Origin of the sequence: Streptomyces antimicrobicus (assembly GCF_020532625.1) — a bacterium.
GTDB lineage: Bacteria > Actinomycetota > Actinomycetes > Streptomycetales > Streptomycetaceae > Streptomyces > Streptomyces antimicrobicus.
Genome location: NZ_JAJAUY010000009.1, coordinates 61,534 through 88,006, shown reverse-complemented (window position 1 = coordinate 88,006; position 26,473 = coordinate 61,534). Strand labels below are relative to the sequence as shown.

20 protein-coding genes and 1 pseudogene are annotated in these 26,473 nt (G+C 72.0%); 12 read left to right on the top strand and 9 right to left on the bottom strand.

From position 1 onward, the window contains the following. The first annotated feature begins 1,188 nt into the window (after nucleotides 1-1,188). Nucleotides 1,189-1,905, top strand: coding sequence for a hypothetical protein (locus tag LG632_RS04245; protein ID WP_308107918.1), 717 nt, complete (start codon nucleotides 1,189-1,191; stop codon nucleotides 1,903-1,905). Beyond that, nucleotides 1,902-2,375: a helix-turn-helix domain-containing protein gene (locus LG632_RS04240; RefSeq protein WP_226725311.1), complete on the top strand. Its 474-nt coding sequence runs from the start codon at nucleotides 1,902-1,904 to the stop codon at nucleotides 2,373-2,375. Before LG632_RS04245 ends, LG632_RS04240 begins: the two co-directional genes overlap by 4 nt. Nucleotides 2,376-2,471: 96 nt before the next feature. On the opposite strand, the gene tpg is transcribed toward LG632_RS04240, so the two are convergent. The 6 genes from tpg to LG632_RS04210 all read right to left on the bottom strand — a co-directional run bounded on the left by tpg (nucleotide 2,472) and on the right by LG632_RS04210 (nucleotide 10,855). Beyond that, nucleotides 2,472-3,026: a telomere-protecting terminal protein Tpg gene (tpg, locus tag LG632_RS04235; RefSeq protein ID WP_226725309.1), complete on the bottom strand. Its 555-nt coding sequence runs from the start codon at nucleotides 3,024-3,026 to the stop codon at nucleotides 2,472-2,474. 84 nt (nucleotides 3,027-3,110) lie between these two features. Then, entirely contained in the window at nucleotides 3,111-5,354 is a 2,244-nt protein-coding gene (tap, locus tag LG632_RS04230; RefSeq protein WP_226725307.1) for a telomere-associated protein Tap, read from the bottom strand. Between the two features lie 124 nt (nucleotides 5,355-5,478). Next, nucleotides 5,479-6,426, bottom strand: a complete 948-nt coding sequence (locus tag LG632_RS04225; RefSeq protein ID WP_226725305.1) for a ParB/RepB/Spo0J family partition protein — start codon at nucleotides 6,424-6,426, stop codon at nucleotides 5,479-5,481. Beyond that, nucleotides 6,423-7,670, bottom strand: coding sequence for a ParA family protein (locus LG632_RS04220; protein ID WP_226725303.1), 1,248 nt, complete (start codon nucleotides 7,668-7,670; stop codon nucleotides 6,423-6,425). The genes LG632_RS04225 and LG632_RS04220 overlap by 4 nt, the downstream gene beginning before the upstream one ends. 512 nt (nucleotides 7,671-8,182) lie before the next feature. Continuing rightward, complete coding sequence (locus LG632_RS04215; RefSeq protein WP_226725302.1) at nucleotides 8,183-8,872, bottom strand: ScbR family autoregulator-binding transcription factor; 690 nt, start codon at nucleotides 8,870-8,872, stop codon at nucleotides 8,183-8,185. Between the two features lie 1,209 nt (nucleotides 8,873-10,081). After that, the gene (locus LG632_RS04210) at nucleotides 10,082-10,855 is read right to left on the bottom strand and encodes a glucose 1-dehydrogenase (protein ID WP_226725318.1); all 774 of its coding nucleotides are present in this window, start codon (nucleotides 10,853-10,855) and stop codon (nucleotides 10,082-10,084) included. Between the two features lie 20 nt (nucleotides 10,856-10,875). Between LG632_RS04210 and LG632_RS30475 the strand changes: the two are divergent. Continuing rightward, nucleotides 10,876-11,463: pseudogene (locus tag LG632_RS30475) on the top strand (NAD-dependent epimerase/dehydratase family protein); the annotation flags it as partial. Nucleotides 11,464-12,009: 546 nt separating this feature from the next. Further along, nucleotides 12,010-12,261 (top strand): hypothetical protein, encoded by a 252-nt coding sequence (locus tag LG632_RS30470; RefSeq protein WP_226725321.1) that lies wholly within the window; start codon nucleotides 12,010-12,012, stop codon nucleotides 12,259-12,261. Between the two features lie 984 nt (nucleotides 12,262-13,245). Here LG632_RS30470 and LG632_RS04195 read toward each other — a convergent pair. After that, complete coding sequence (locus LG632_RS04195) at nucleotides 13,246-14,202, bottom strand: ScbA/BarX family gamma-butyrolactone biosynthesis protein (protein WP_226725300.1); 957 nt, start codon at nucleotides 14,200-14,202, stop codon at nucleotides 13,246-13,248. Between the two features lie 363 nt (nucleotides 14,203-14,565). Next, nucleotides 14,566-15,063, bottom strand: a complete 498-nt coding sequence (locus LG632_RS04190; protein WP_226725298.1) for a hypothetical protein — start codon at nucleotides 15,061-15,063, stop codon at nucleotides 14,566-14,568. A 75-nt stretch (nucleotides 15,064-15,138) separates the two neighbouring features. Between LG632_RS04190 and LG632_RS04185 the strand changes: the two genes are divergently transcribed. The 6 genes from LG632_RS04185 (at nucleotide 15,139) to LG632_RS04160 (ending at nucleotide 22,763) form a co-directional block, all read left to right on the top strand. Further along, a complete protein-coding gene (locus tag LG632_RS04185) occupies nucleotides 15,139-16,365 on the top strand; it encodes a cytochrome P450 family protein (RefSeq protein ID WP_226725297.1) in 1,227 nt (408 codons plus the stop codon). Between the two features lie 222 nt (nucleotides 16,366-16,587). Then, nucleotides 16,588-17,388: a ScbR family autoregulator-binding transcription factor gene (locus LG632_RS04180; protein ID WP_226725294.1), complete on the top strand. Its 801-nt coding sequence runs from the start codon at nucleotides 16,588-16,590 to the stop codon at nucleotides 17,386-17,388. A 411-nt stretch (nucleotides 17,389-17,799) separates the two neighbouring features. After that, complete coding sequence (locus LG632_RS30130; RefSeq protein WP_264201381.1) at nucleotides 17,800-18,579, top strand: ScbR family autoregulator-binding transcription factor; 780 nt, start codon at nucleotides 17,800-17,802, stop codon at nucleotides 18,577-18,579. Nucleotides 18,580-18,859: 280 nt separating this feature from the next. Continuing rightward, nucleotides 18,860-19,840 (top strand): AfsR/SARP family transcriptional regulator, encoded by a 981-nt coding sequence (locus LG632_RS04170; RefSeq protein WP_226725292.1) that lies wholly within the window; start codon nucleotides 18,860-18,862, stop codon nucleotides 19,838-19,840. Between the two features lie 41 nt (nucleotides 19,841-19,881). Next, on the top strand, nucleotides 19,882-20,592 hold the full coding sequence (locus LG632_RS04165) for a ScbR family autoregulator-binding transcription factor (RefSeq protein WP_226725290.1): 711 nt from the start codon (nucleotides 19,882-19,884) through the stop codon (nucleotides 20,590-20,592). A 1,352-nt stretch (nucleotides 20,593-21,944) separates the two neighbouring features. Then, the gene (locus LG632_RS04160; RefSeq protein ID WP_226725287.1) at nucleotides 21,945-22,763 is read left to right on the top strand and encodes an AfsR/SARP family transcriptional regulator; all 819 of its coding nucleotides are present in this window, start codon (nucleotides 21,945-21,947) and stop codon (nucleotides 22,761-22,763) included. Between the two features lie 126 nt (nucleotides 22,764-22,889). On the opposite strand, the gene LG632_RS04155 is transcribed toward LG632_RS04160, so the two are convergent. Continuing rightward, nucleotides 22,890-24,194, bottom strand: coding sequence for an FAD-dependent oxidoreductase (locus tag LG632_RS04155; RefSeq protein WP_226725285.1), 1,305 nt, complete (start codon nucleotides 24,192-24,194; stop codon nucleotides 22,890-22,892). Between the two features lie 356 nt (nucleotides 24,195-24,550). Between LG632_RS04155 and LG632_RS04150 the strand changes: the two genes are divergently transcribed. Beyond that, a complete protein-coding gene (locus tag LG632_RS04150) occupies nucleotides 24,551-24,694 on the top strand; it encodes a hypothetical protein (protein WP_226725283.1) in 144 nt (47 codons plus the stop codon). A 311-nt stretch (nucleotides 24,695-25,005) separates the two neighbouring features. After that, the gene (locus LG632_RS04145) at nucleotides 25,006-26,466 is read left to right on the top strand and encodes a C40 family peptidase (RefSeq protein WP_226725281.1); all 1,461 of its coding nucleotides are present in this window, start codon (nucleotides 25,006-25,008) and stop codon (nucleotides 26,464-26,466) included. Nucleotides 26,467-26,473 lie beyond the last annotated feature (7 nt).

The window sequence follows — 26,473 nt, the reverse complement described above, 5'->3', positions numbered from 1 at the left end:
GCTCGGCTTCGCCGAGCCAGGGCCTGCCCTTCGGGCAGGGGCTCCTTCGCTTCGCTTCGGACTGGTGGGGTTCCGCTCCGCTCCACCCCACTAGGTGCGCTACGCGCTCAGGAGAGACAGGCCTCGCCGCGCTCGGCCTCAGGGCCCTTCGGGCCCTGAGGGTTCCTGAGCGCTGCGCGCTCAGGAGGGAGGGGCCTCGCTGCGCTCGGCCAGGGCGCCTTCGGCGCTTTGCTCCTCTGCTTCGCTCCGGAGCACAAGTGGGCAGTTTCGCTGGGCTCAGCGGGGCTCGGCTTCGCCGAGCCGACCGGCCGGCCCTTCGGGCCCTGAGAGTCTCCTGAGCGCTGCGCGCTCAGGAGAGAGTGTCCGAGCTCTGCGCGGGCGGGGTGCCTTCGGCCGTCTAGCTCCTCCGCTTCGCTCCGGAGCAGAGGACTGCTTTGCTGCGTTGAACAGACTGTGTTGCCGAGCTAGGCCTGGCCGGATGCCATGTCTAGGGGTCCTAGCAGCTGTGCGCTCAGGAGAGAGCAGCCTCGCTGCGCTCGGCTGATGGAGCCTTCGGCGCTGCGCTCAGCAGGACTTGGCTTTCTGAGCCCTGGATGGTCCTCCGGACCAGGGTCCTTGCGCTACGTGGCTTTGGTTTGGTGGGGGTGAGGGTGGGTGTTAACGGCGTTAATGGCAGTGATTCAAAGTGGGGGGTGGATAAGGATGGGAATCGGTCAGGTTTGGTGGCGTTCTGGACACTGTGTCCGGAGGGGGGCGGTGGTGGGGGGAGCTGATGGGGTGTCAGGGGGTGGGGGGTTTGGGGTGCGGGGTCGGAGGTTTGTGGGGGTGGCGTGCGGGGGGCGACGGCGTATAGAGGGTACGGAGATGCGTTTGCGCAGGTCAGGGCGGGTGTCGTTGCTGAGATATGTCCCCTCAGGGGGGACATATCTGGGGAGATGTGTCGCTGGTGGGGGGACACATCTCCTGCAAAATGTCAGTCTCGCTGACGGTATTTGGGGCAAAACGTCGGGCTGGCTGACGTTTTGGGGAGATGTGTTCGTGAACTGCTCAGGGGTGGGGTGGTGTTGGGGTGGGAGGGGGTGTGGCTGAGATATGTCACCTGTGAGGGGACACAAGACACGCCGAACGTCAACCAGCGTGACATTAGTGTCACCCTTGTTGACATACTGCTCTCTGTAGATCAACGAAGTGGAGAGCATCCTCGTGTCATCAGAGCCACAGCGCCGTCGGTCGGTCCCGGCGCGCGCGCCGCGTCCTGATCTCCCCGTTGATGACGCGATCTCGGCGTGGAGTCAGCCGCTGGCTCCGGTCAAGGATCTGGACAGCCTTGCGAGGCGGTATCCGAGCCGGAAGCTCACGCTGGACGGTGAGCGCAAGCCGCTGGAGTTCTACGGGACGCAGAGTCAGCCAAATGCGTTCTCGATGGACAGTCTCGAGTTCTTCCTGGTGATTGCCCAGTACTTCAGGGAAGCCTTGCCCTTGAGGCTCATCCTGCTGCTGATCGCGTGCCAGCGAGCGGGGGGGCGGATTCCTCTTACTCAGGAAGAGATGGCTACGATCCTCGATGTCAGTAGGACGAAGACTTCGGAAGCGCTCCACACGGTGATGTCTCATGGGATCGTCTTCAAGGTGCGGCGGGGTGTCTATCAGTTCAACCCGCCCTACAGTTACCGGGTGGCTGAGTTCATCCCGGGTACGGAGACGGCGGGTGAGTTCGTGAAGGTGGAGCAGCACAGCACCATCGCGCAGATTCGCAGCGATACGAGTCTGCCTGACCTGGTGCGGTTCCCGTCGTTGGACCACATGCGACAGGCGATCGCGGAACTGCGGGCCGAACGGGCCAAAGAGCGCGCTGCGCGTCGGCTGAGCCGGGGACAGCGCAAGGAAGAAGGGACAGCTCAGTGAGCACCTTGCGATTCGCTGCGGTCAACGCCGACGGGCTTCTCTCCGACCTCGACCTTCCGCCTGCGTCGTACCGGGTGTTGCTGAAGCTGCGTTCGCTGAGCGAGCCCGGCGGGCGGATCCTGATCGACCAGGCCACCATCGGTGGGTTGCTGGAGCTCAGCCGGCCCAGTGTGAACGCCGCGCTGCGGAGCCTGGAGCTGGCGAAGCTGGTGCGCAAGGTCCGCAACGGTGTCTACCAGATCAATCCGATGCTGGCCGGATACAACTCGTTCGAGGACGCGGTGGCCGCGGTGAACGAGATGCCCCTGGACGAGCGGCTCGATGCCCGGGGGTACGTCGCCAGCTACCACCGGGCGGTGGCGGCGTACCAGGACCAGCTGGCCGAGCAGCGGAAGAAGCGGGCGGCGCAGGCCGCGGCCAAGAAGGCCGCGGAGTCGAAGCGGCGGAGGACTCTTCACGCCGTCGGGTGAGGCCGTGTGGCGGCTGTCTGAGGGGCTTTGGGCCCCCTCTTGGTCCGGGAGGGCCGGGAGGGGGCCGAAGTGCGTTCTGGGGGCCGTGGAGGGCCTTCAGAAGGTGAAGTCGACGTAGTCGATGTCGGTGAACTCGACCAGGAGGCCGGTGGCGCGGGCGCCGCTGTCCTTGAAGTACATCTCCTGGAGGCCTTCGGCGGCGATGGCGCGGAGTTGGGACTCCGTGGCGCCCGCCTCCTGGGCCGCGAACAGGCGGGAGGCGTACTGCGGGGGGAGGTGCTGGGTGATGCGGCGCATCCGGCCGTCGTCGGTGGTGCCGGGGGCCGCGGTGAAGCCGAAGCGGGCGCGGGTCTCGATGACCAGGCCGGTCCGCTTGGCGGCCTGGTCGCGGGCGCGCTTGCGGACCAGGGGCTGCCAGCGCTTCTTGACCTCCTGTTCGAGGAGGGTGGCGAGGGCCGGCTTGGGCTGCTTGATCTGGTCCTTCACGTAGCGCTCGACGGTGCGCCGGGAGATGCCCAGGAGCTCGGCCACGGCCTTGGTGGACTTGAGCTGCTTGACGAGGAAGCGCATCTGGGCGCCGGCGGACTTGGGGATCGGACGGGTGAAGTTCTGTTCGTCGGCGCGGGTGAGGCTGTCGCTGATGTCCGGCATGTTGGGGGTTTCGGTTTCTCGGTTTCTCGGGTTCTGGGGTCGGCCGTCGGGGGCGGCGCCACCTGTGCGCCGGCCCGTGCTCGGCTACTCGCCGTCCGCCGCTGCGTCGTGGCCCTTGATGTGGCGGGCCGGGTTGTGGCCCTCGTCGAGGAGGCCGACCGCCCACAGGAGCGGCTGGGTGCCCTCGTGCTTGACCATGCCGGGGCTGGCGCCCAGGCGGAAGCCGCCGGGGAGCGGCTTTCCTTCGGGGGTGCGGGGGAGGAAGTCGAGCGGGCTCGGGCCGTCGGAGAGGTAGACCGCGCAGTCGGAGAGTACGGCAACGGGATGGAGGTCGGCGTACTCGGCGAGCTTGCGCATCTTGCGGTGCATGTTGACGCGGGCGGTGGCGATGACGGCGGCCCGGATGTCGGGGCGCCAGGTGGGGCGCTCCAGGGCGGGCCAGGGTTCGCCGGGGCGGTAGGCGGCGCCCTGGGGGCGTTCGCGGAGCTTGCCGATGCCGCCCTTGACGGTGGACTTGATGGCGGACAGCACGGCCTTCTGGGGTGCGGGGCCGGCCGTCCTGGTCTCCTCCATCGCCTTCAGGAACTCGGCGGGGGAGAGGGCCGGGGTGATGCCCAGGTCGGCCATCGTGGCGAGGTAGGCGTCGCGCAGGCGGGTGTACCAGGGGTCGAGGTAGGGGCCGTTGTCCGGGCGGATCCAGGCTTCGGTGGGGCGGGGCGTGTGGCCGAGCTCGGCGGCGTAGGCGAGGGTCGGGGTGGCGTACCAGGCGGGGCCGGTGGGGGGTCTGCCGTGGGGGGTGAAGGGGCTGGGCAGGCGGGGGTCGAGGGTGAGGGAGGAGAGGTCGGCCAGCCAGCAGCCCGGCAGCTTGGGGTCGAAGGCGGGGTGGCTGACGTGCACGGCCGGGCCGAGGCCGACCGGGAGGCGGTTGGCGGCGGCGGCGAAGGCCATGTTCACGTCGATGCCGACGGCGTGGGTGCGGGTGCACTCGGCGTCGGTGAGGAGTTCCGGGTCGCGGATCCAGTCGTACGCCTCCTCGTCCAGGACCTCGTCGGGGGTGCGCTGGTGGGTGCGGGGGTAGAGGGCGGCGACGACCGGGTGCTCGTCGGGGGCCTCCGGGGGAGCCGGGTCGACGGGGTGGGTGAGGGAGCCGGGGACGGGCGCCGACACCCAGGTGCCGGTCCGCGGGTCGTGCGCGGCGCGGGTGGGCGGGCGTAGGGCCGTCATCAGCTCCAGGCCCGTGACCGCCGTGGAGCCGCGGGGGGTGAGGACGCGGGTGGCGTAGGTGGTGAGGAGCTGGGCGAGTTCGGGGGCAGGGAGGGCGGCGGTGTCCTCGCCCCAGGCGCGAGGGTCCAGGGCGCCCCAGGGCAGGACCGCGAGCTGGACGCACTGGCGGCCGGTGGTGGGGGTGGCCGGGCGGTAGATGCGGGGCCAGGGGCCGAAGCCGCGGCGGGTCAGCTGCCACTTGGCCTTGGCGAGCTGCTTGAGGACGGGGTGGTCCTCGGGCAGGCGCAGGCCGCGGCGGTCTTCGAGGGTGAGGGGGAGGCCGAGGGCCTCGGTGGCGGCCGGGGTGAGGACGAGGAGGGGGTCGCCGTCCTTGCCGTTGCGGTGGAGGCGGGGGGAGTGGAGGTCCGCCTCGGTGAGGGCCCAGGAGATGAGGGTGGGGAGGTCCTTGGTGGGGTGGTCGAGGATCTGGCCGCCGGCTGTGTGGGCTTGGCCCTGGCCGTCCAGGACGGCCAGGGGGCCGTTGCCGGTCAGGGGGCCGTTGCCGGTCACGGGGCCCTTGCCGGTCAGGGCGGGCCGGGGTGGGGTGGTGAGCCGGGGCGTGGGGGTGGCTGCGGGTGCGGGGGGCGCGGGGGTTGGGGCTGCGGCTCCCGCCGGGGCCGTGCTGGTGCCGGTGGCCGTGCTGGTGCTGGCGGTCGTGCTGGGGCCGGTGGTTGAGGGGGCGGCTGCGGGTGCGGGCTCGTGGGGGGTTTGCGGTTGCTGGGGCGGCTTCGGGGGCTCGGTGGTTTCTGTCGGCTGCTGCTGCGGGGCGGTGGGGGGCGCCGGGTGGGGGGTGTTAACGGCGTTAATGGGGTGGAGGGCGGCCAGGCCGTCCAGGAGGCGGGCGTAGGCGGCGCGCTTCGGGGGGCGGGGGTCGGTGCGGCCCGTCTCCCAGGAGGTGACCGTCTCGCGGCGGACGGAGAGGGCCTTGGCGATCTGGTCCTGGCTCAGGCCGGCGGCCTCGCGCAGGCGCTTGCGCTCGTCGGGGTGGGGGAGCGCGTCCTTGGCGGCGGCTTCTTCCAGCAGGGCGTCCACCGCTGCGAAGAGGCTCTCTTGTTCGTTGTGCATCGGTACCTCCAGGGCGAGCCTATGTGAAACGCACGGTGGAACGCACATGGAACGCACGTGGGGGCGTTAACGGCGTTAATGCCGTCAGCGCCCCCGTGCGTAGTGCCGTTGTTCTCCCGGCCTCTCAGATGCGGGACATCAGGAGTTCTGTGACGGCCTTGAGGTCGTCCGGGGGGAGGTGGGCCGTCAGGGCGTCCGCGATCGTCTCCGGGGTGTCCGTCGCGATGGTGATGCGGCGGCTGGGAGTCGGGGTGGCGGGCTGCGGGGTGGCGGGCTGCAGGGTGGCGGCCGGGGCGGCCGGGGTGTTAACGGCGTTAACGGTGTCGGCCGGGGGCGCCGGGCGGGTGCGCTGGCGCGGCGGGTTGGTGTGGGCGGCGTTGATCGTCTCGGCGGCCGCTGCCTCCTGCTGCTCCTGGGGGAGGCGGCCGATGCGGCGGGCGGGTTCCACCTTGAGCTCGCCGGACTCGACCTTCTCCTGGAGCGGAGGGGTGAGGTTCAGGAGGGTCAGGCGCTGGGAGACCCAGGCCGGGGTCTTGCCGAGGCGCTTGGCGACCTGGGCCTGGGAGCCGTGGACCTCGACGAGCTCCTGGAGGGCGCGGGCCTGGTCCATGGGGGCGACGTCGACCCGGTGGACGTTGGCGATGAGCGCCGACTCCAGGATGTCCGCGGCCGAGGCGGCGAGGCTGTCGTTGACGTGGATGTGCATCGTCTTGAGCCCGGCGAGCTGGGCCGCGGCGAGCCGGCGGTTGCCGTCGATGACGACGTACGGGGCCCGGCCGAGGCCGTCGGTCTGGCCCGGGTACGCCTCCATGAACGCCATCCGGGTCGCCACGGCGAGCGGCTGGAGCTGGCCGCGGGAGAGCAGCGACTGGGACATCTCGTCCAGGTCGGTCAGCTCCTCGCGGAGGTTGAACGGGTTGGGGGCGAGCGCCTCGATCGGCACCTCGGACGGCGGCACGGTCCCGGAGGTGGGCGCGCCCGTCGCCTCGGCGATGGCGGCGCGGCGGGAGCTGACGGCGGTCTGGGCGCGGGCGAAGGAGGCCGATACCCCGAGCTTGTCGGCCTTGCTCATGAGATCTCCCTGGCGAGGGCGCGCAGGGCCACTGCCTGGTCGCCCTTGGGTGCGTAGACGAACAGCGGCTGCTTGAGGCGGACGGCCTCGCGCTGCTCCTTGAGGTCGGGTACGACGGCGACGACGCGCGGGTCCTTTATGTCCATCCAGGCCTGGAGGGAGCTGGTGGCGATGTAGCCGCGGCGGCCGTCGTAGAGGTTCACGACGAGGCCGAGGTAGTCGATGTCGAGGCTGAGGTCGTCGCGGAGGTCGTTGATCTGGGACGTGAGGAGGTCGTACGCGTCCGCGGACGAGTCCTCGGCCTGGACGACGATCAGTGCGCCGGAGGCGCCGGGCTGCTCGGTGTCGCGGCGGCGGCCGTAGTAGATGGCCGCGTCCATGCTGAGGCCGAGGCTCGGCGGGCAGTCCACGAGGATGACGTCGTAGTCGGACTCGACGGGGGCGAGGGCGCGTTCGAGGGCGGCCTCGCGGGCGCGGACGGTGGAGAGGCGGACGTCGAGGAGGAAGGCGTCCGTGCAGGAGGGGAGGAGGTGGAGGCGGTCGCCGAAGCGCTCGTCGTCGATGGGGACGATGAGATCGGACAGGGGGCCCTTGGCCTCGCCCGCCATGTGGCAGGTCAGGCTGTCGCCGCCGATGGGCATGGGCTGCTGGCCGAGCTGCTTGGTGAGGTGGCCCTGGGGGTCGAAGTCGACCAGGAGGACGCGCATGCCGAGGCCGGGCAGGTCCTCCACGGAGAAGGCGCTCGGCTCGTGCGGGGCGCCGTCGTCGGTGAGGCGGGCCAGCTGGCGGGCGATGCGGACCGGGTGGAGGGAGTGCGGGTCCTCGGCGAGGGCCTCGGCGGTGCCCGCGGTGATGGCGGTCTTGCCGACGCCGCCCTTCTGGTTGCAGACGACGATGCGGCGGACCACGGAGGGGCGCTGGACGGTGGGGGCCGGGTTCATCTCCAGCCAGAGCTGGACGGCTTGGGCGAGTCCCTGGATGAGGGAGACGCCGCGGTCCTTGGCGCCGGTGCGGAAGGAGTCCCACTGGCCGGCGGGCAGCCAGGTGGAGAACGACTCGGCGCCGGAGGTGTCGACGGGGGAGGGGGCCGAAGCGAGGGCGGACCACTGGGCGATGCCCTGGTGGACGGCGTCCTGGATGTCCACCCGGAGTTGGGCGGTGCGGATTTTCAACTCCTGGCGCAGCCACGGGGGCAGCTTGGAGACGACCTTCTCGCGGTCGCTCGGTGACGAGGGCGAAGTCATGAGAGGGACTTTACTAACGTTCGAGGGTGGATGTGGGCGCCACGCTTGAGTTTTGCTAACGGAATCGAGGCGTTAACGGCGTTAACGGCGTTAACGCCGGGGTGGTGGGGTGGTGGCGGGGCGCCGGGCGGCCGAGCTGCGCGGTGGGGGATGAGGCGGGGGCGCGCGGGGAGGGGTCCGCCGTGGGAGTGGGTGAGCCGAGGGCGGCCGTCCTCGGGGTGGGCGCGGGCCACCGCCCGGTGGCCGCGTGGTGGCCGCGCGGAGGGTGGGCGGAAGGTGGGCGCAGGGTGGGTCCGGGCGGGGGTGGGCCGGGGCGGGGGTGCAGCGGCTGGTGTGGGGTGGGTGCGGGTTGCGCCGAGGGCGACAGGGGGTCCCGCACACGGGCGACAGGGCGGCCTCGCACACATGCGACAGCGGCTTCGCAACACATGCGACAGGGCGGCCTCGCACACGCCGTAGCGAGCACCCCCGTGGTTCACCACGGCGCGTGCGAGGCCGCCCTGGAGGCGGTGTCAGCCGGCCGGGACGGCTTGGCGGTTGCGGGCGGTGAGCTCGGGGTCGGCCTGGGCGGCTCGTGCGGCCCGGCACTCGGGTGAGCCGGCCGGGTCGAAGCGGTCGATGCGGTCCGCCGGGACGATGCCGGGGAGAACGAGGTTCCAGAGGTCGACGATCCGGTCGTGGAGGTCGGCGCGGCCGGTGCGGACGTGCGAGGTGACCTGGACGCCGGTGAACGAGCCGACGAGGTACGTCGAGAGGGCGTGCACGTCGAGGGAGGCGTGGAGGTCGCCGCGTTCCTGGGCGGGCGTCAGGCAGCTGTGGCCGATGTCGATCCAGCCCTCGTACGCCGACGGATCGGGGTGCGTGAAGGAGCCGAACTCGATGACCAGGCGGATGCCGGCACGGATGCGGACGTTGGTACGCAGCCCGTGGGCCATGTGGTGCGTGAGGTCGATGACGGTCTGGAGTCCGGGATCGTCCGTGGGCACGAGGTCGGCGACCAGGAGCTGCTCATCCATCAGGGTGCGGGCGAGGGCTTCCTTCGACGGGAAGTGGAAGTAGAGGGCGCCCTTGGTGACGCCGGCGTGCTTGACGACGTCGCTGAGGCTCGTGCCGCCGAAACCGGACCGGTCGAAGGCGATGGCGGCGCCGTCGAGGATCGCCTGTCGGGTGATCTCGGCTCGTTCCTGTCGGGCGCGCGCCATTGTGGGGTGCTCCTGGGTGGGGTGGGCCTGCGGGTGTGGCTGGGGGTGTGGCTGGGGGGCGGGGCTGGGGGTGGGCCGGTGAGGCCGTGGGCTCCTGAGCCGCGAGCCTGTGAGGCTGCTGGGGACTCTGAGGCTGGTGGGGCTGCGGGGGTCAATCTAGCTTCAGCGAGAGCGGGAAGAAAACCAGTCGACCAGTACTTTTTTGTGGAGGTGTGGTGCGGGTTGCGGCGCGTGTCGGGGCGTTAACGGCGTTAACGCCGTTAACGGTCCCCAGGGGGGATTGGGGCGGGGCGGAGTGCTGGGCCTGGGTGGGGTGCTTGGGCCGTGCGAGGCGGGGTGGTGTTAACGGCGTTAATGGTCCGGGGCCGGTCCTGGGCAGGGGTTGGGCTGGGCGCGCGGTTCCCGGGTTCGGTGTTAACGGCGTTAATGGTCCGGGGTGGTTCTGGACAGGGGCTGGGCGGCTGGGTGCGTTCCGGCGGTCGGTGTTAACGGCGTTAATGGTGTGGGCGTGGGCGTGGGCGGGGGTGGCGGGGGCAGGACCAGGAGCCGGCCTGCTGGCGGGTGGCGGTCCAGAGGTGACCGTGGCGATGGACAGGATCAGAGCGGCGAGCTGCGGCTCGGGGGAGTGGCGGGCCGCCTCGTCGTAGACGTCGTAGGGAACCGAGCTGCTGCGGTCGGCGGTGCGATGGGTCTTTCGCCGTCTTCTGTCGCAGCCGAGGGGGGCGTTAACGGCGTTAATGGTCTGGAGGCCGGCGGGCCGGCCTGGAGTGCCGGGTGGGGCCTCGGACGGAGCTCAGGCTGTAAGGGCTCGGCTCAGGGGGTGGTCGTGGCTCGGCGGAGACCCGTCCCCCTTGCCGCCCTTTCGGTGCCTGACCGACTGGCCGTTGGCTGGGCGGGGCGGTGTGGTCTGTCAAGGGTGGAGCGCAGCGACATCGCGAAGCGACGCGACCGGAGGGAGCGCCCTTGACAGGGCGCGCCGCCCCGCACGGACGATGGCTGTCGGGCAGACACCGAGACTGTGCCGACGGGGCTGGGGGAGGCTGCGTCCCTGGGGCGGGTGTTGCGCTGTCGTTTGTCGCGCTGGGCTGGCTGCCGTTCTGCCGTTCTGCCGTTCTGCCGTTCCGCCCTTCCGCCCTTCCGCCCCTGTGCTCTCGCCGGACCGAGCCGGACCGAGCCGAGCCGAGCCGAGCCCCTATCCCGACCCCGTCCTCACCTCGTAGTCCACCCGCCGTCCACCGACAGGGTGGCTCCTACGACGAACGAGGCCCGGTCGCTGCAGAGCCAGGCTGCTGCTTCGGCGATCTCCTCCGGGGCCGCGATGCGGGGGAGGGGAGCCGACTGGAGGAGGACCTCCTCCATGGCGGGGTTCTGCTGCAGCCACGCGTCGATCATCTCGCTGCGCGTGGAGCCGGGGGCGATGGCGTTGACGCGGATGTTCTGGGCGGCGTACTCGGCGGCGGCCGCCTTCGTCAGGCCGAGTACCGCGTGCTTGGAAGCGATGTACGCGGCGGTGACGGGGGTGGCGACCAGGCCGGCGGTGCTGCTGTTGTTCACGATCGTGCCGCCGTGGCCGCAGGCGAGCATGGCGCGGATCTCGTGGCGCATGCAGTGCCAGACGCCGCGGACGTTGGTGTCCATGACGTGGTCGTAGACGTCCTCGTCGAGGAGGTGCAGCGGTTTGGGTTCGGCGCCGGTGCCGGCGTTGTTGAAGGCGGCGTCGAGGCGGCCGTAGGCGGTCACGGCGGCGCTGACGGCGCGGGCGACGTCGTCGGGGCGGGTCACGTCGGCGACGACGTACTGGGCCTGGTGGCCGGCGGCGCGGAGTTCCTTGGTCAGGGCCGCGAGTTCCGGCTCGCGGCGGGCCGCGAGGGTGACGGATGCGCCCTCGCGGCAGAAAACGCGGGCCGCGGCCGCGCCGATGCCGGCGCTCGCGCCGGTGATCAACGCCGATTTCCCCGGCAGTAGTAAGTTGCTCCCCGCCATCACGGCGCGACCGTAACACGGTGCGAGTTTTCCCCGAAGGGGTTCCGTTCCGTGATGTCGAACGGGTGGTGCTCAGGGGTGGGCGCGTGGTGGGGGTGGGGGACGTGTTGGTTCTTGTGACGGGTGGGAGCGGGTTTATCGGGGGGCCCGTGGTCGGCGGGTTGCTTGCGCGGGGAGCGCGGGTGCGGATGCTCGTGCGCCGGGCGGGGGTTGCGGCGGGGCCCGGGGTGGAGGTCGTACGGGGGGACCTGGCGTACGGGGCTTCGCTGCGGGGGGTGTGCGAAGGCGTGACGACGGTGGTGCATGCCGCTTCGCGGATCGGCGGCGGGGAGGACGAGTGCCGGGCGGTCAACGTCGAGGGGACGGCGGCGCTGGTGGCCGAGGCGCGACGGGCCGGGGTGCGGCGGATCGTTCAGGTGGGGACGGCGGCGGTGTACCGGGACGGGGCGCATCGGGGGGCGGCGGAGGGGGAGCTCGCGGAGGAGCCGGGGTCGGTGACGAGCGTGACGCGGCTGGCGGGGGAGCGGGTGGTGCTGGCGGCGGGCGGGACGGTGTTGCGGCCGCACCTGGTGTACGGGCGGGGGGATCGGTGGGTGGTGCCGTCGTTGGTGCGGTTGCTGGGGCGGTTGCCGTGCTGGGTGGATGGGGGGCGGGCGCGGATCTCGATGGTGTCCGTGGATGCGTTGGCGGGGGCGGTGGCGGATTTGGCGGTGGGGTGGGGGGAGGGGGTGGGGGCCGGGCTGGGCGTTGGGCCGGGTGCCGGGCCGGGTGCCGGGCCGGGTGCCGGGGCGGGTGTCGGGCCTGAGGCCTGGGTGGGTGCCGGGGCGCGTGCCCGGCCGGGCGCTGGGGTGGGCGTTGGGGCGGGCGTTGGGCCGGGTGCTGGGGCGGGTGCCGGGGCAGGTGCTGGGCCTGAGGCCTGGGTGGGTGCCGGGGCGCGTGCCCGGCCGGGTGCAGGGGCGGGCGTTGGGCCGGGTGCTGGGGCGGGTGCCGGGCCGGCCTCCGGGGTCGGGGCCCATGCCCAGGCCCATGCCGGTCAAGGTCGTGAAGGCGATTGGGTCGGTACCGGCGGACAGGGTGGCTGGGTCGGGGGGCCGGGGCGGGTGCTGCATGCGAGTCATCCCGAGCCCGTGACGGCTCGGGAGTTGGTGGGGACCGTGGCTCGGGCGTTGGGGCTGGCGTTGCCGGTGGGGGACGTGGACCTGGAGGGTGCGCTGGAGTTGCTCGGGGGCGGTGGGGATCCGGTGACGCGGCGGCAGGTCTCGCTGCTGGGTGTGGACCACTGGTACGACAGCAGGCGGTTGTGGGCGATGGTGCCGACTTCTCCGGGGGCGAGGTTCTCGGAGGCCTTCGGGGCCTGTGCGGAGTGGTACCGCGAGCAGGTGGGGGTGGTGGGCGGCGGCGGGTGATGCCGTGCCCTGCGGTCGGTGGCGGAGGGCGGGGCGATCGCTCGTCCTCGTCCTCTGCCTTGTCCTGGTCCTCGGCCTCCGCCTCGCCTCCCTGGCCGTCCCCGTCTCCGTCCCCGTCTCCGCCCCTGCTCTGGGCCGGTGGTGGGAAGCCGGCCGTTACCGTCGGGCGGCGCGTCTCCCCGTCGGGCGGTGCCTCCCCGTCCGGGTGGGGTGGTGCAGCCACGGGACAACGGGTGCGGGCGTGGCCAGTCGGTTTGTGCGGTGGGTCCGTGGTGGTGCCGCGGTTGCGGCGGCGGGTCGGCGGTCGGGCGGCCGTCGTGCGGCCGGATGGGTACGGAGTTCCTGGGTGGGGCACTCGGTTGGCTGGCAGCGGGTCGGGAGGGGGCCCAGTCGGTTGGTGCGGTGAGTGCGTGGCCGTGACGCGGTTGCGCTGGTGGGGGCGCATGGGGTGGCGGGCTTGGTTGGTTCTCCTGCCTGAAGTGGGCAGTCGGGCGGACAGTCGGGCGTGCCGGGGTGTGCAGTTCGTAGGCGCGGGGCGTGCGGGGGTGGCGCTGTCGGTTCGGGCGCGGGTGGGTGGCGGGCGTGTGGTTCGGGCGGTACGGGTGGGCCTCGGGGCGGTGTGCCATGTGCCCCGGGGTGGTGCGGTCGCATCGGCAGGGCTGCGTCGGTGGTGGGATCGGGGCGTGCGGTGGGGTGGGGCCAGTTGTGCGGATGGGTGGGGACGGGGGTTGCCTGGAGGGGGCGTGGTCGGGGTGGTCGGGGTGGTGTGCGGGCGGGTCGGAGCGCGTCGTGACGTAGTCCGGGGCGGGTGCCGGGGTGCCGGGGTGCCGGGGCGTCGGGGTGTGGAGGTGTGGGGGTGTCGGGGTGGTCGGATGGTGGGGTCTGGGCGGGGCTGGGCCGGGGTGTTTGTGGTGGGGGCGGTTGGGGTGGGGGCCGGAGTGTTTGTGCGGGGTGGGGGGCGGGGTGTGCTTCCGGTGGGGGTGGTCAGGGGTGGGTGCCGGTGACTGTTGAGCGGAAGATGGTTCGGCCTTCCTGGTGGCCTGTCACCTCTGCGTGGGTCGGGCTCAGGGGGGTGGCTTCGATCCAGCAGGGGGTGTCCAGTTCGGCGTAGTGGTGGAACTCCGTGGAGACGGCGGTGGGGGAGAAGGTGCCCGGGGGGTGGAGGCCGCAGGCCGCCTGGCGGGCGGCTTCCACCAGGACCATGCCCGGGTGGTGGTCGTTGGCGTGCTCGAAGAGGATCGGGTGGCCGAGGTCGGGGCTCAGCAGCCAGCGTCCGGGGCGGTCGCCGGGGGACAGGACGACGTCGAAGGGGAGGAGGCGGCCGGCGGAGGCCGCAGGGACGGGGGGCCGGCGGTCGAGGGGGCGGGTCGAGCCGATCTGGCCGCGGGTGCCGCGCAGTCTGCGGTAGGTGGCGGGAGCGACGCAGCTGAACCGGGCGGTGCCGGTGGCGGCGAGTTCGCCGCCGCGGTGGATGTCGACCTCCAGGAAGCCCGAGAAGCGGCTGCCGCGCCAGGAGAAGTCGGTGCAGGTGGCGATCATCTCCAGGTCGCTGGGGCTGCGGCCTATGCGGAGGCGGTCGGGGCGGGTGCTGAAGTCCAGGCTCCACAGCAGCACGTTGTGGCCGAGCGGGACGCCGTAGACGGCGTGGCAGAGGTAGAGGCCGGCCTGGCGGATGGTCTCGCCGGCCTGGACGGGGTCGTGGCTGGTTCCGTCGGCGCTCGTGAAGAAGGTGTGGGCGCGGGGCCACTGGCCGGTGAGGTGGAACGTGTCGTCGTCGAGGCGGTCGCAACCGGTGAGGAACACCTCGGCGAGCGAGCTGCGGTGGACGTACTCCCTTGGCACGGTGGTGGTCAGGCGGGGGGCTTCGTTGCAGCGGGTCCATGGCGTTCCGGCGGTTCCGGTCACGCCGGGGGTTGCGGTCACGCCGGCGGTTGCGGTCACGCCGGCCGTTCCAGCCACACCGGCCGTTCCGGTCACGTCGGCCGTTCGGGTCCGCTGCAGGGGGAGTGGCCGCGTACGGGTGGGCGTGGGCGCGGGCGTCGGGATCGTCAGCATCGTCATGGACCTCTCCACAGAGCCGTTTCGACGGATGGGATGGGGTTGCGTATGCGCAACGCAAGATACGTACTCTCCGGTTTTGTTTGCAAGGCATGCAAAGAGCTTGTGTGCGTCGCCCGCGTGCCCGTTCATAGGCGGGGAGCGGGCTCCGGGGAGCCGCCGAGGACGGCCCACCAGCAAACTTCCGGTCGTCGGAAGGTCGGGGTGAGGGAGGGGTTCTGCGCCAAGTGAGAGCCTGTCTTCCGGTCATATGCCCCGGTCCGGGGCGGTGTTGGACTGTGGCGTTCGGAGAGTGGAATTCGAGCCGTCGTCGAGTGGCCGTCCGGCGGCCCGTCGATGCTGGCGCGTGCTGGGTGGGGATGCCAGACTTGGGGCCGCCGCCGGGACCTTCAAAACCGGATGAGCGGTTTGGAAATACGGGGGGTGGGGGGTTCCTCGCGCCGTGTTGCCGTCCGCCTTCCCTCCTTGGGGCGGCCGGTGCGGCGGCCTCCCCTCCGCCGTACCGCCGACCGTGTGGGGGAGTGAGTGCCGATGACGCGTCAGGTTCCGCAGGAGCGACCGGCTGATGCGGATACGGGCATCGATGTCGTGACTGACTTCGATGCCGTGGCTGGCTTCGATGCCGATGCCCATGCCGATGTCGCCGACGCCGCCGATGTCGCCGCCGATGTCGATGTGGTTGCTGCTGTGGCTGCCGGGGCTCGGTGTCCGTACGTTCTCGATCCGTCGGGGGCCGACATCCATGCCGAGGCCGCCTTGCTGAGGGAGCGCGGGCCGGCGGTGCGGGTCGTGCTGCCCGGGGGTGTGCAGGCGTGGGTGGTGAGCGGGCGCGACGCCATCCGGCGGCTGCTGGTCGATCCGCGGGTCTCGAAGGACGCGTACCGGCACTGGCCGGCCTGGATCAACGGCGAGGTCGGCGCCGAATGGCCGCTGGCCATCTGGGTCTCCGTCCAGAACATGATCACCGCCTACGGGCCCGAGCACACCCGGCTGCGCCGACCGGTGGCGACGGCGTTCACCTCGCGCCGGGTCGCCGCCATGCGACCGCGCATCGAGCAGGTCGCCGACGAACTGCTGGACCGGCTGGCGGCCCGGCCGCCGGGTGCGGTGGTGGATCTGCGCGCGGAGTTCGCGCACGAGCTGCCGACGCGGATCGTCTTCGAGCTGTTCGGGATACCCGAGCGGTCCTGGGCGGCGTTGCACCGCATCATCAAGGGCTTCTTCGACACGGGGATCTCGGCCGAGGACGCCCAGGCCAACGCCGAGCTGCTGTACGTCACGATGGCCGACCTGGTCGCGTACCGGCGGGAGCACCCTGCTGATGACCTGACCAGTGCGCTCATCGCCGCGCGGGATGTGGGGGAGGAGAGGGCAGGGGGGAGCCCTGGGGGCGGGGCCGGGGAGAGCGGGGCCGCGGGGAGCGCGGCCGCCGGGAACGGGGCCGCCGGGAGCGGGGCGCTCAGTGAGAAGGAGCTGGTCGACAATCTCATCCTGCTCTTCACCGCCGGGTACGAGACCTCCGTCAATCTGATCTGTACGGCCGTCATCGAGCTGCTGCGCAACCCCAGCCAGGCGGCCCTGGTGCGGGACGGGCTCGCGTCCTGGGAGGACGTGGTGGAGGAGGCGTTGCGGCTGGAGCCGCCGGCCTCGTACGCGTTGTTCCGGTTCGCCGTCGAGGACGTCGAGGTCCTGGGGGAGGAGACGGACGAGGGGCGGCCGGTCGTCGTGATCCCGCGAGGGGATCCGATCCTGGTGTCCTTCGCCTCCGCGGGGCGGGACCCCGCGGTGCACGGGCCGGACGCGGGGACGTTCGACGTCACGCGGCCGACGCGGGGGGACCACCTGTCGTTCGGGTTCGGTACGCACCACTGCCTCGGTGCGACGCTGGCGCGGCTGGAGTGCGCGGTGGCGCTGCGGCGGCTCTTCGGGCGGTTCCCGGGGCTGTCGCTGGCTCTGGAACCGGGGGAGGAGCTGAGGCGGGTGGAGTCCTTCATCTCTAACGGGGTGCGGGAGTTGCCCGTTCGGCTGGGGGGCTCTGTGCCGTGATCTCCCTCCAGGGGCATCCGTTTTGTGCCTCGTCCTGGGCTCTCCTTTGTGGCCCTCGTCCTTCGCCTCCGGCTTGTGGCCTCCGGGCGTCTGGGTGATCAAGGATTGCTTGTAGCCTGCTTGATAAAATACGGACCTTCTGGTTGGTTTCATGGGGGGTGGTGGATCCTGTAAGGGATCCCGCCGGACAGACCCCAGCACGACGGAGGCAACGGAGGCACCGTGGCACGGCAGGAGCGTGCGGTCCGTACGCGTCGCGCGATCTTGGAGGCGGCGGCCGCAGTCTTCGACGAGCGCGGCTACGACGCCGCCACCATCGCGGACATCCTTTCCCGGGCGGGCGTCACCAAGGGCGCCCTGTACTTCCACTTCTCCTCCAAGCAGGAGCTGGCGCAGGGCGTGCTCGACGAGCAGTTCGGCGAGGCCGGCGTGCCGAGCAGACCCAGCAAGCTGCAGGAACTCGTCGACGTCGCGATGGTGTTGGCGTACCGGATGAAGCGGGAGCCGATGCTCAGCGCCGGGGCCCGGCTCTCGCTCGGGCCCGGCATGCGGGAGATCTTCGGCGGCGGGTCGGTGCCGGGGTGGATCGAGTTCACCCGGCGCCTGCTCGCCGAGGCGAAGGAGCAGGGGGAACTGCTGCAGCACGTGGATCCGGACGAGACCGCCTGGATCCTGTCCGCGTGCTGGGCCGGGGCGCAGATCTACTCCCACACGCTGAGCGACCGGGAAGACATCGAAAGCCGGGTCGCGGGGGTCTACCAGCACATTTACCCGAGCATCGCGACGCCGGCGGTGCTGGCGCGGATCGACATGGCCGCGGATCGGGGGGAGCGGGTGGCTGCGGAGATGGCGGCCGGGGCCGCTGCTTCCGGGGGGCCCGGTGCCTCCTCGGGTGAGTCTCCGGGTGGGTCCCCGGGTGGGTCCTCCGGTGGGTCTCCCGCCGTGTCTCCGGGCGGGGCCTCGACCGTGGGTGGGGGCTCCGTGGCCGGGGTGGGGGCTGGGTCGGAGCCGGCGATGTCTTGAGGTCCTGAGGTCCTGAGGTCTTGGCTGTCCGGTGCCGCCCGAGCGGTGCTGGGTGGCTGCGGCTTCCGTGGCCCTGCGTGGCCTTTTCGGCTCTCGGCTGCCGAGAGCCTGCCTGCCTGCTGCCGTTCCCCGCTGGTTCGTGGCGGTCCGCTTCATGGCGGGCGGTCGGGGCCGGGGTGTTGCGGGTAGTGGTCTCGTGGCGTCCCGCCTGGCGGCGGGGGCCGGTTGGTCGTTCGTTTGGCTTGTTCGTTCTGTCGTGTGTCTCGTCCGTTTCGTCCGTCTGCCGTGTGTTCGCCCTCCGTTCGTCCGGCTCAGGCGGGATTCGAGTCCGCCTCCAGCCGTTCCGTCGACGGTGACCGCGCCATCTCGTACCCCGCTGGGCAAACCGCGAGGGCGGTTTGTGGAGACTTCATGATCAAGCAAGAGCGTGCCGCTCGCACGCGTGAGGCCCTCGTCCGTGCTGCCGCGGAGGTGTTCGCCGAGGAAGGGTTCGTCACCGCGTCGATCGCGGCGATCAGCAGACGGGCCGGTGTGAGCACCGGAGGGCTTCACTTCCACTTCGCGAGCAAGGCGGCGCTCGGGCGGGCCGTGGAGGACCAGGCCTCGGAGGCGGTGCGGCGGGTGACGGTCGGCCGGCGGCGGTCCGCCGCGGCGGGCGCGGAGGCGGTCGCGGGGCGGCCGGTCAACTCGCTGCAGTTGCTGGTCGATTCCTCGCACGCGCTGATGGCCCTGCTCGCCGGGGACGTCGTCGTACGGGCCGGCTTCGGGCTCTCGGCGGAGGCCGGGCACGAGAGCGGGGTGGACCTGCGCAGGCAGTGGCGGGTGTGGGTCGAGGACGTGCTGCGGGCCGCGGCGCGGGAAGGGGCGCTGGCGGACGGCGTCGCGCCGCAGGACGCGGCGCGGGCGGTCGTCGCCTCGACCGTTGGCCTCCAGGTGCTGGGCGCGGTCGAGCGGGAGTGGATCATGCCGCACACGCTCACCCGGTTCTGGACGTTGATGCTGCCGCGGCTCGCGTCGCGCGCGACGCTCGGGGGGCTCGTGGCCGAGGGCGTCGGCCCGCTGGGCGGGTTGGGCGGGGAGGCTGTCGCCGGTGGAGCCGGTGGAGCCGGTGGAGCCGGTGGGGGTGTGGGGGGCGAGCGGGGCGCCGGGGTGGGGTGTGGTGAGCTCTGCCGGTCTGTGGGATCAGACTGATCAGTCTCTTTTGGGGGGTCGTCGGCCTCCTGTTGGTGGGGTCTGTGGTCTCCGTCGAGGGTGGGTCTAGGGGTTCCGGGGGCCTTGGGACGGGGTCGACTCCGTCGTAACTGCCTGGTCAGGGACGGTTCTTGAGTGACGGTGGGGTCGCGCTGGTCCGCAAAACAGCGCGACCGGTTTGATATTGACAAACCGTCGGTCCTGTTTTCTACTGAACCTGAACCTGCGACTCATCCAATGACTGGGGTCTCCCGGCACCAGCCGGGGGAGGGAGTACGGCGTGGACATCGATGTACTGGGCGCACTGGCCGTGCGGGAGAACGGAGTCTCCATCACGCCCACCGCTCCGAAGCCCCGACAGGTCCTGGCGCTGCTGGCCCTCCATGCCGACCAGGTCGTACCCGTCTCGGCGCTCATAGAGGAGCTGTGGGGCGGTGAACCGCCGCGCAGTGCGCGGACCACCCTCCAGACGTACGTACTCCAGCTGCGGGCCCTCATCGCCACCGCGCTGGAGGCCGGTCGGGACGACGGCCGTGGCGGGAGCGGGAGCGAGGGCGCAGGCGCGGGAGCGGGTGCGGCTTCGGGGGGCGGGGCCGGGGGTGCCGTTCGGACCGCCAAGGACGTACTCGTCACGCTGCCCGGTGGCTACCTGCTGAACAGCAACGGCGGTACGAGCGACGTCCGCGAGTTCGACCGGCTCGCCGGGACGGGCTACCGCGCGATGGACGCCGGGGACTTCCCGGGCGCGGCGCGGCTGCTGCGCGAGGCGCTGGCGCTGTGGTCCGGGCCCGCGTTCGCCGACGTACAGGGCGGCGTACAGCTGGAGATGGAGACGCGGCGGCTGGAGGAGACCCGGCTGTGCGCGCTCGACCAGCGCATCGAGGCCGACCTGCGGCTGGGGCGGCACCGTGAACTGCTCGCGGAGCTCACCGTGCTCGCGAGCCGGTACCGCACGCACGAGAACCTGCACGGGCAGTTCATGCTCGCGCTGCACCGGTCCGGCCGGCGGGGCGAGGCGCTGGACGTGTACCAGCGGCTGCGCGGGACGCTCGTACGGGAGCTGGGTCTGGAGCCGTCGGCGGCGCTGCGGAGGTTGCAGCGGTCGATCCTGATGGCCGGTCCGGAGAACGTGGCGGAGGCGGCGGTGGAGGCCGGTGGTGTCGGCGTCGGCGTCGGTGTCGGTGCTGGTGTGGGCGTCGGTGCCGGTGTCGGCGGGGTCGGTGTCGGCGGCGTCGGTGGGGAGCGGCTCGTCCGGGTGTGACGGCCTCCTTCCTTACGCGGTAGGCGAGAGGAGACGGCGCGGTGCAGGAGAGGTCGGAACGGACCCGGCGGCGGCTGGTCTTCGCCGGGGCCGAGATGTTCCACCGCAACGGATACGCCCACGCGACGCTCGGTGACATCGCGGGGGCGGCCGGGGTGACGAAGGGGGCGCTGTACTTCCACTTCGCCTCCAAGGACGAGCTGGCCGAGGCGGTGCAGCAGCGCGGGTGCGCGTTGCTGCACGAGTCGGTACGGGCGCTGCGGGAGGCCGGGGCCTCGCCGTTGCAGACGCTGATCGACACCACGCACTGGCTGGCGCGGACGCTGCACGAGGATCCGGCGATTCCGGCCAGCTTCCGGATCACCAAGGAGTGCGCGGGACAGCAGCCGCCGGTGACCGACTTCTACGCGGCCTGGCTGTCGGCGGTGGGGACGCTGCTGCGGCAGGCGCGGGACGCCGGGGAACTGGGTGAGGTGCTGGCCGCGCGGGGCGGCTGGGAGAGCGTCGAGTCGCTGGTCGCGGCGACGGCGTGCGGGATCGAGGTGCTGGCGGGTACCGGGATGCCGTACGGGGAGCTTCAGCGGAGGGTGGCGGCGCTGTGGACGCTGCTGCTGCCGAGTTTGGTCCCCGCCGGGCGGGCCGGGGGGTATCGGGTCGGGGGCCGGGTGGCCCCGGGCGTGACCTCCGGCGTGGGTGCCGGCTCTGGTTCTGGGGTGGTGCCCGGGGTGGGGCTGGCTCAAGTGCTGGCGTGACCTCGGGTGTGGGGGCTGGGGGCTGGCTCGGGTTCCGGCGTGGCCGCGGGTGGCCTCTGGCCCGGCTTCCGGCCCGGCCTCTGGCCCGGCTTCTGGCCTGACCTCTGGCTGGAGCTCGCGCGTCGCTTCCGGCTCGGCTTCTGGCCTGGACTCTGGTGTGACCTCGCGCTTCGCCTCTTGCTCGGCTTCTGGCCTAGGTGCCGACTGGGGGCCGGCGTGGGCGCCGGCCTGGGCTCGGGTAGCGGCCCGGGGCTGGGCACGGGCCTGAGCTCGGGTCTGGGGCAGGGCTCCGGTGGGGGGCGCGGAGCTGCCGACGAGCCGAGGTGGGCGGTGGGGTCGGGAACGGACTGGGCCTGGGCTCGGGTGCCGGCCGGCTGGAGGCGGGGTCGGGCGTGGGTGCGGCCCGAGTGCGGAGCTGGGGCGGGCCAGGGCCGGACACCGGCCCGGGGGCGGGTGGGGGGCGTTGCTTCGGTGTAGGCCTTGGTACGGGCTTGGGGTGAGCTCGTGGTGGGAGCCAGGGCGAGGGTCAGGCAGCGGGCAGCGGGCAGCGGGTTGCGGCTGCGGGCAGCGGGTTGCGGCTGCGGGCTGCGGGTGCGGGCTGGGGTGGGCATGGCGGGAGGGGCGGGGTCGGCCTCGGCGGTGCGGAGGTTTCGGGGACCGGGTTGGGCGGGGACTGCCCTGAGATCTCGGTCCGGGCTCTCGGGCGTAGGCCGCCGCCCTCGGCCACGCCTTCGGATCTGGCTTTCGGGCCCTGGTGACGGGCTGTCGGGGCGGGGCTGTCGGGGCCGGTCGTCGGGGCCGGTCGTCGGGTACCCGGTTCGGCTTCGTCCATGGGCGCCGGCTCGGCTTTCGGGCTCTGGTGCCCGGCCGTTAGATCTCGGGTACGACTTCGCTCTCGCCTTCGGGCCCCGGTTTCCGGGGCCGGCTTCGGTGGCTGCGTCGGCTCGCCGGTCATCGAGAATGGGTGTGCTCGGTTTTGACCTTGCCTTCGGGGCTCGCAGTCCCCCGGCGGTCCGACGCTGGGATTTCGGCCGGACGTATCTGCCTTTCTGCTGCCTCGGCTTCCCGGGGCCTCTTGATTTTCCGCCGCCGGTGCCCGCCCCATGGCTCCCGGCCTCGGGCTTCGTGGTGGGCCTGGAGGCTCTGACTCCAGGGGAATTCCATCTTCCATGGCGGGGGGAATCCGGGGGAATTCCAGTGGTTTTCCTGAGCCTCGGGGCAGGGGTAATCCGTGGCGTGGAGGCGGGCTCGAAGTGGGCTCAAGGGTGCGGTGACATTGCCCTGTATCCCGCTACCGTTCCTCCGTCGGAGGCTGAAAATCGAGGGGAACTCGACGACGTGCGGAGGAGACCGTGAAGATTCAGGTTCTGGGTCCGTTGAGTGCCGAGGTCAACGGGGGATCGATTGTTCCTACGGCTCGTAAACCGCGACAGATCCTGACGCTCCTCGCGTTGTATCCGGGGCGGGTGATGCCGGTCCCGACCCTCATGGAGGAGATCTGGGGCACCGATCTACCGCAGAGCGCGCTGACGACGTTGCAGACGTACATACTTCAGCTGCGTCGCAGGCTCGGAACCGCGATGGGGCCGGGTGGCCCCGGTGGCGCGAAGGAAGTACTTGCCACGCGGCACGGGGGCTATCTCTTGCAGATTCCGCCGGAATCGGTGGACGTGCACGAGTACGAGGCACTGGTCGCGCGGGGGCAGGCGGCGTTCGAGGAAGGCGACGACGAGGAGGCGGCCGGGCTGCTGCGGCGGGCGCTGGGGCTGTGGCAGGGGCCGGCGCTGGTCGACGTACGGGTGGGGCCGATCCTGGAGATCGAGGTGATGCGGCTGGAGGAGAGCCGGTTGGTCACCGTGGAGCGGCGGATCGACGTGGACCTGCGGCTGGGCCGGCACACCGAGCTGATCGCGGAGCTGACGGAGCTGATCGCGCGGCATCCGCAGCACGAGGGGCTGCATTCGCAGGCGATGGTGGCGCTGTACCGGTCGGGGCGGCAGGCGACGGCGCTGGACGTGTACCGCAGGCTGCGCACGCGGCTGATCGAGGAGCTCGGGGTGGAGCCGTCGCCGCAGTTGCAGCGGCTGCACCAGGCGATGTTGACGGTGGATCCGGCGCTGGACGTGGTGGCGGGACCCAAGCGGTCCACGTTCGACCTCTACGCGGCCTAGGCCGCCCGGCGGGGCCGGGGTGTCCGTCCGTCCCCTGCCTGGGTGGCCGGGCCGCATGCGTGTCCCTCCGTGCGTGTGCGTGTGCCTGGGGTTTGCTGGGGCGTGGGTACCGCCCCTGACCTGCCGTTACAGGGTTCGGGAGCGGGGGCGGAGGGTGAGGGAGACGGCTTCCAGGGCGCTGGTGAAGGAGACCTCGCTCAGGACGCCGGGAGCCGCTACCTGGTCGCCGACCAGGTAGACGTCGTTGCCGCGGTCGATCGGGGGGCGGTCGCGCCAGGTGGTGCCCGGAAGGTCGACCGCGCCCGTGCGGCCCGTGGCCAGGGCCTCGCGGCGCCAGGTGACGCGTTCGCGCCAGTCGCGGAAGCCCAGGTCCAGCAGGTGCTCCGCGCGGCGGACGCCCTGGGACTTGGATGCGGACGGCCCGATGGGGAGTTGGCCCTGGACGAGGGACGTACCGGCCGGGGCGAGGGTGGGGTCGGGGCCGGAAAAACGTTCCAGCCAGGCCGGGGCGTCCAGGTCGGACAGGATCCACGGGTCGCCCCGACGGGTCGTCAGGGCCAGGTCGACGAGGACCGTACGGCCGCTCTCCCAGGTCAAGGAGGGGTCGCCGAGGAGCGCCCGGGCCGCGGGGAGGGAGGTCGCGACCACGACCGGGCCGTCGGGTGCGGCGGGCAGGGCGTCGACCCGGGCGTCGGTCTCGATCCGTACACCGAGTCGGCGTGCGTGCGCCGCCATCCGGTCGATCACGGACTGCCAGCCGCCGCGCGGGTACTGGGCCTCGGGCGGGACCTTGGCCACCCGGACCAGCCGTTCCTGCACGAACGCCGCCGAGAGCGAGCCGACGTCGTGGTGGAAGAGGGCGACGGCGAGGAAGGTCGCGACCCGCCGGGCGGCCTCTTCGCCCACCAGGGGCGCCGCCCAGGAGTGGAAGTCCTGGTCCACGGGAGCCTGGGCGGCGGGCCGCCGGGCCAGGCGGAGCAGGGGGAGCAGGTGGCGCGCCTGGCTGCGGCCGAGGGTGCCGCCGCAGTGGACGTGGGTGCGTACGGCCTCGGTCAGCGGTACCCGGGCGAGGGGGCCGAGGAGGTCGCGCTCGGCCAGCCAGGTCCAGTGCGGGCCGCCGTTGTAGAGGGCGTGCGGGCCCTCGTTGGTGCGGTACGGGCCGTCGGCGGTGCGGGCGCGGCCGCCGAGCGTGCGGTGCGCCTCGTACACGGTCACGCGGGAGCCGGCCTCGGCGGCGCTGATGGCCGCCACCAGGCCAGCGAAGCCGCCTCCTACGACCGTGAGGTTGCCGCGGCCGCCGCCCCTGCCATGACTCCCGCCCCTGCCGTTGCTTCCGCCCGTGTCGTTGCTTCCGCCCGTGTCGTGGTTGCCGCTTCCGTGGCTGCCGCTGTCGGCGCAGCTCTTCGTGTTCGGCGTCGTCTTCCGGGTCATGGTCCGCTCGGCCCCTTCCGTGCGCGGGATCGCTGCCGCTTGCTCTCAGCTGGGACAAGGCAGGGCAGCGGGATGTGACACCTCGGGCTCGGGTGAGGCTGGTTCCGGTGGGGTGGGTGGCTGGAAACGGGTGGGTGTGGACGGGTTGGGCCAGGGCCGGTTCAGGCCAGTCGATCTCTCTTCTCACGGCTCTGACCAGCGGCGAAGCTATTACTCGTCAGCGAGGGAGACCTCGGGGACACCGCCGGGAAGCCCCTGGCAGACGTCAACCGCGGGACGTCTCGGGTGGCGGCCTCACGGCGGCAGCAGCGTCGTCGGATCAGCTCTTCCAATGTGTTCCGGGAGGAACCCTCGCCATGCGTACTGGACTTCTTCGGGCCGCCGCGGTCATCGCCCTCACGATCGGCATCACCTCCGTCGCCCCGATGGCCTCGGCCGTGCCGCTGGAGCGGACCGCCGGGACCGCGCCCCTTGCCGCGACGGTCGGCAGTCCCACCTGATCACCGGCGCGTTCTGACCTGACGCGCCCCCGGCCCCCCGACCCCCGGCCCCCCGACCCCCGGCCCCCGGGCTCCACCGTCCCTCCTCGACGCGCGCCCCGGCGCGCCCACCCCGATGGCTTCGGGACCGCTGTGCCTGCAGGACAGCTGTCCTCCGAACGTCCCCTCTTCCTTCGCGTCCTCTCCGCCGCCGCACCGCCGGCCGGTCGAGCGTGTGCCCTTCGCACCGGCTCCCGGCCCTCGGCGCCCCGGGCCCTCGCGCCCGGCGGGCGGACCCCTCGACTCACCGCACCACGAACCGGAGTACACCCATGCCTCGCACCGCCCGTACGCCCCGCCGCACCGCCGTCGCGGCCCTGCTGGCCGTCGCCGCCTCCACCGCCGGCGTCGTCGCGCTGAACTCGGCCGCCAACGCCGCTCCGGCCCCGGCGCCCGTGACCGCCGCCGCCGAGCCCGTCGCCGGGCCGGCCGACAACCCCGACTACGGCAGCACCGGTCAGGGCGCGGAAGCGCCCGTCGCCGAGGAGATGCGTGGCTTCGCGTACTCGGCGGCCACCTCGAAGATATCCCGCAGCACCGTCATCGAGCGGGCCCGGAGCTGGGTCGGCATCGGTCTGGACTACGACTGGGGCGGCCGGCACGGCGGCTACCGCACCGACTGCTCCGGTTACGTCTCGATGGCCTGGGACCTGGACTCCTCGCTGACCACCGACACCTTCGAGCCGCGCGGTGTCGTGTACTCGATCAGCAAGTCGGACCTCAAGGCGGGCGATGCCCTCCTCGACAACGACGGCGGCTCGGGCGGTCACGTCGTGCTGTTCGAGAAGTGGGCCAACAGCGACCACAGCAAGTACTGGGGCTTCGACTTCACCCCGTCGGGCGTGCACCACCGCATCTACGACTACCCGTACTACCCGGGCTACGGCCCGTACGCCCCGGTCCGCTACAAGAACATCGTCGACGACGCCGACACTACCCCGCCCACCAAGCCCTCCGCCGGCATGACCGATCTGGTCGCCGCGAACATCAACGGCGACTCCGTCGACGACGTGGTGGGTGTGGAGGCCTCCACCGGCAAGCTCTGGCTGTACAAGGGCAACACCAACGGCACCATCTCCAGCGGGTCCGCCCGTGTCGAGATCGGTTCGGGCGGCTGGAACGGCATGTCCAACCTCGCGGCCGCCGACTACAACGGCGACGGCAAGGACGACATCGTCGCCACCCAGGAGTCCACCGGCAAGCTCTACCTCTACCCCGGTACGGGGTCCGGTCTGGGCGCCCGCAAGGAGATCGGCTCGGGCGGCTGGAACGGGATGCACGACCTGATCGGCGGCGACTTCAACGGCGACGGCAAGAACGACGTCGTGGGCGTCGAGCGGTCCACCGGCAAGCTCTGGCTCTACAAGGGCAACGGCGCCGGCGCGATCAGCGGCGGCAGCGCCCGCGTCCTGATCGGCTCCGGCGGCTGGAACGGCATGCACGACCTGGTCGGCATGGACGTGAACAACGACGGCAGGACCGACGTGGTCGGCGCCGAGTCCGCCAGCGGCAAGCTCTTCTTCTACAAGAGCAACGGCTCCGGTCTGGACGCCCGCAAGGAGATCGGCTCGGGCGGCTGGAACGGCATGAACGACCTGATCGGCGGCGACTTCACCTCCAACGCCTACGACGACCTGGTCGGCGTGGAGAAGTCCACCGGCAAGCTCTACCTCTACCCCGGCACGGGGTCGGGTCTGGGAGACCGCAAGGAGATCGGCTCGGGCGGCTGGTAGGCCGCTG

Bases quoted from the DNA above. Each gene is read 5' to 3' on its own strand.
- tpg (WP_226725309.1), bottom strand. From the start codon at position 3,026: ATGCCGGACATCAGCGACAGCCTCACCCGCGCCGACGAACAGAACTTC.
- tap (WP_226725307.1), bottom strand. From the start codon at position 5,354: ATGCACAACGAACAAGAGAGCCTCTTCGCAGCGGTGGACGCCCTGCTG.
- LG632_RS04225 (WP_226725305.1), bottom strand. From the start codon at position 6,426: ATGAGCAAGGCCGACAAGCTCGGGGTATCGGCCTCCTTCGCCCGCGCC.
- LG632_RS04220 (WP_226725303.1), bottom strand. From the start codon at position 7,670: ATGACTTCGCCCTCGTCACCGAGCGACCGCGAGAAGGTCGTCTCCAAG.
- LG632_RS04215 (WP_226725302.1), bottom strand. From the start codon at position 8,872: ATGGCGCGCGCCCGACAGGAACGAGCCGAGATCACCCGACAGGCGATC.
- LG632_RS04210 (WP_226725318.1), bottom strand. From the start codon at position 10,855: ATGGCGGGGAGCAACTTACTACTGCCGGGGAAATCGGCGTTGATCACC.
- LG632_RS04190 (WP_226725298.1), bottom strand. From the start codon at position 15,063: ATGGATGTCGGCCCCCGACGGATCGAGAACGTACGGACACCGAGCCCC.
- LG632_RS30130 (WP_264201381.1), top strand. From the start codon at position 17,800: ATGATCAAGCAAGAGCGTGCCGCTCGCACGCGTGAGGCCCTCGTCCGT.
- LG632_RS04155 (WP_226725285.1), bottom strand. From the start codon at position 24,194: ATGACCCGGAAGACGACGCCGAACACGAAGAGCTGCGCCGACAGCGGC.
- LG632_RS04150 (WP_226725283.1), top strand. From the start codon at position 24,551: ATGCGTACTGGACTTCTTCGGGCCGCCGCGGTCATCGCCCTCACGATC.
- LG632_RS04145 (WP_226725281.1), top strand. From the start codon at position 25,006: ATGCCTCGCACCGCCCGTACGCCCCGCCGCACCGCCGTCGCGGCCCTG.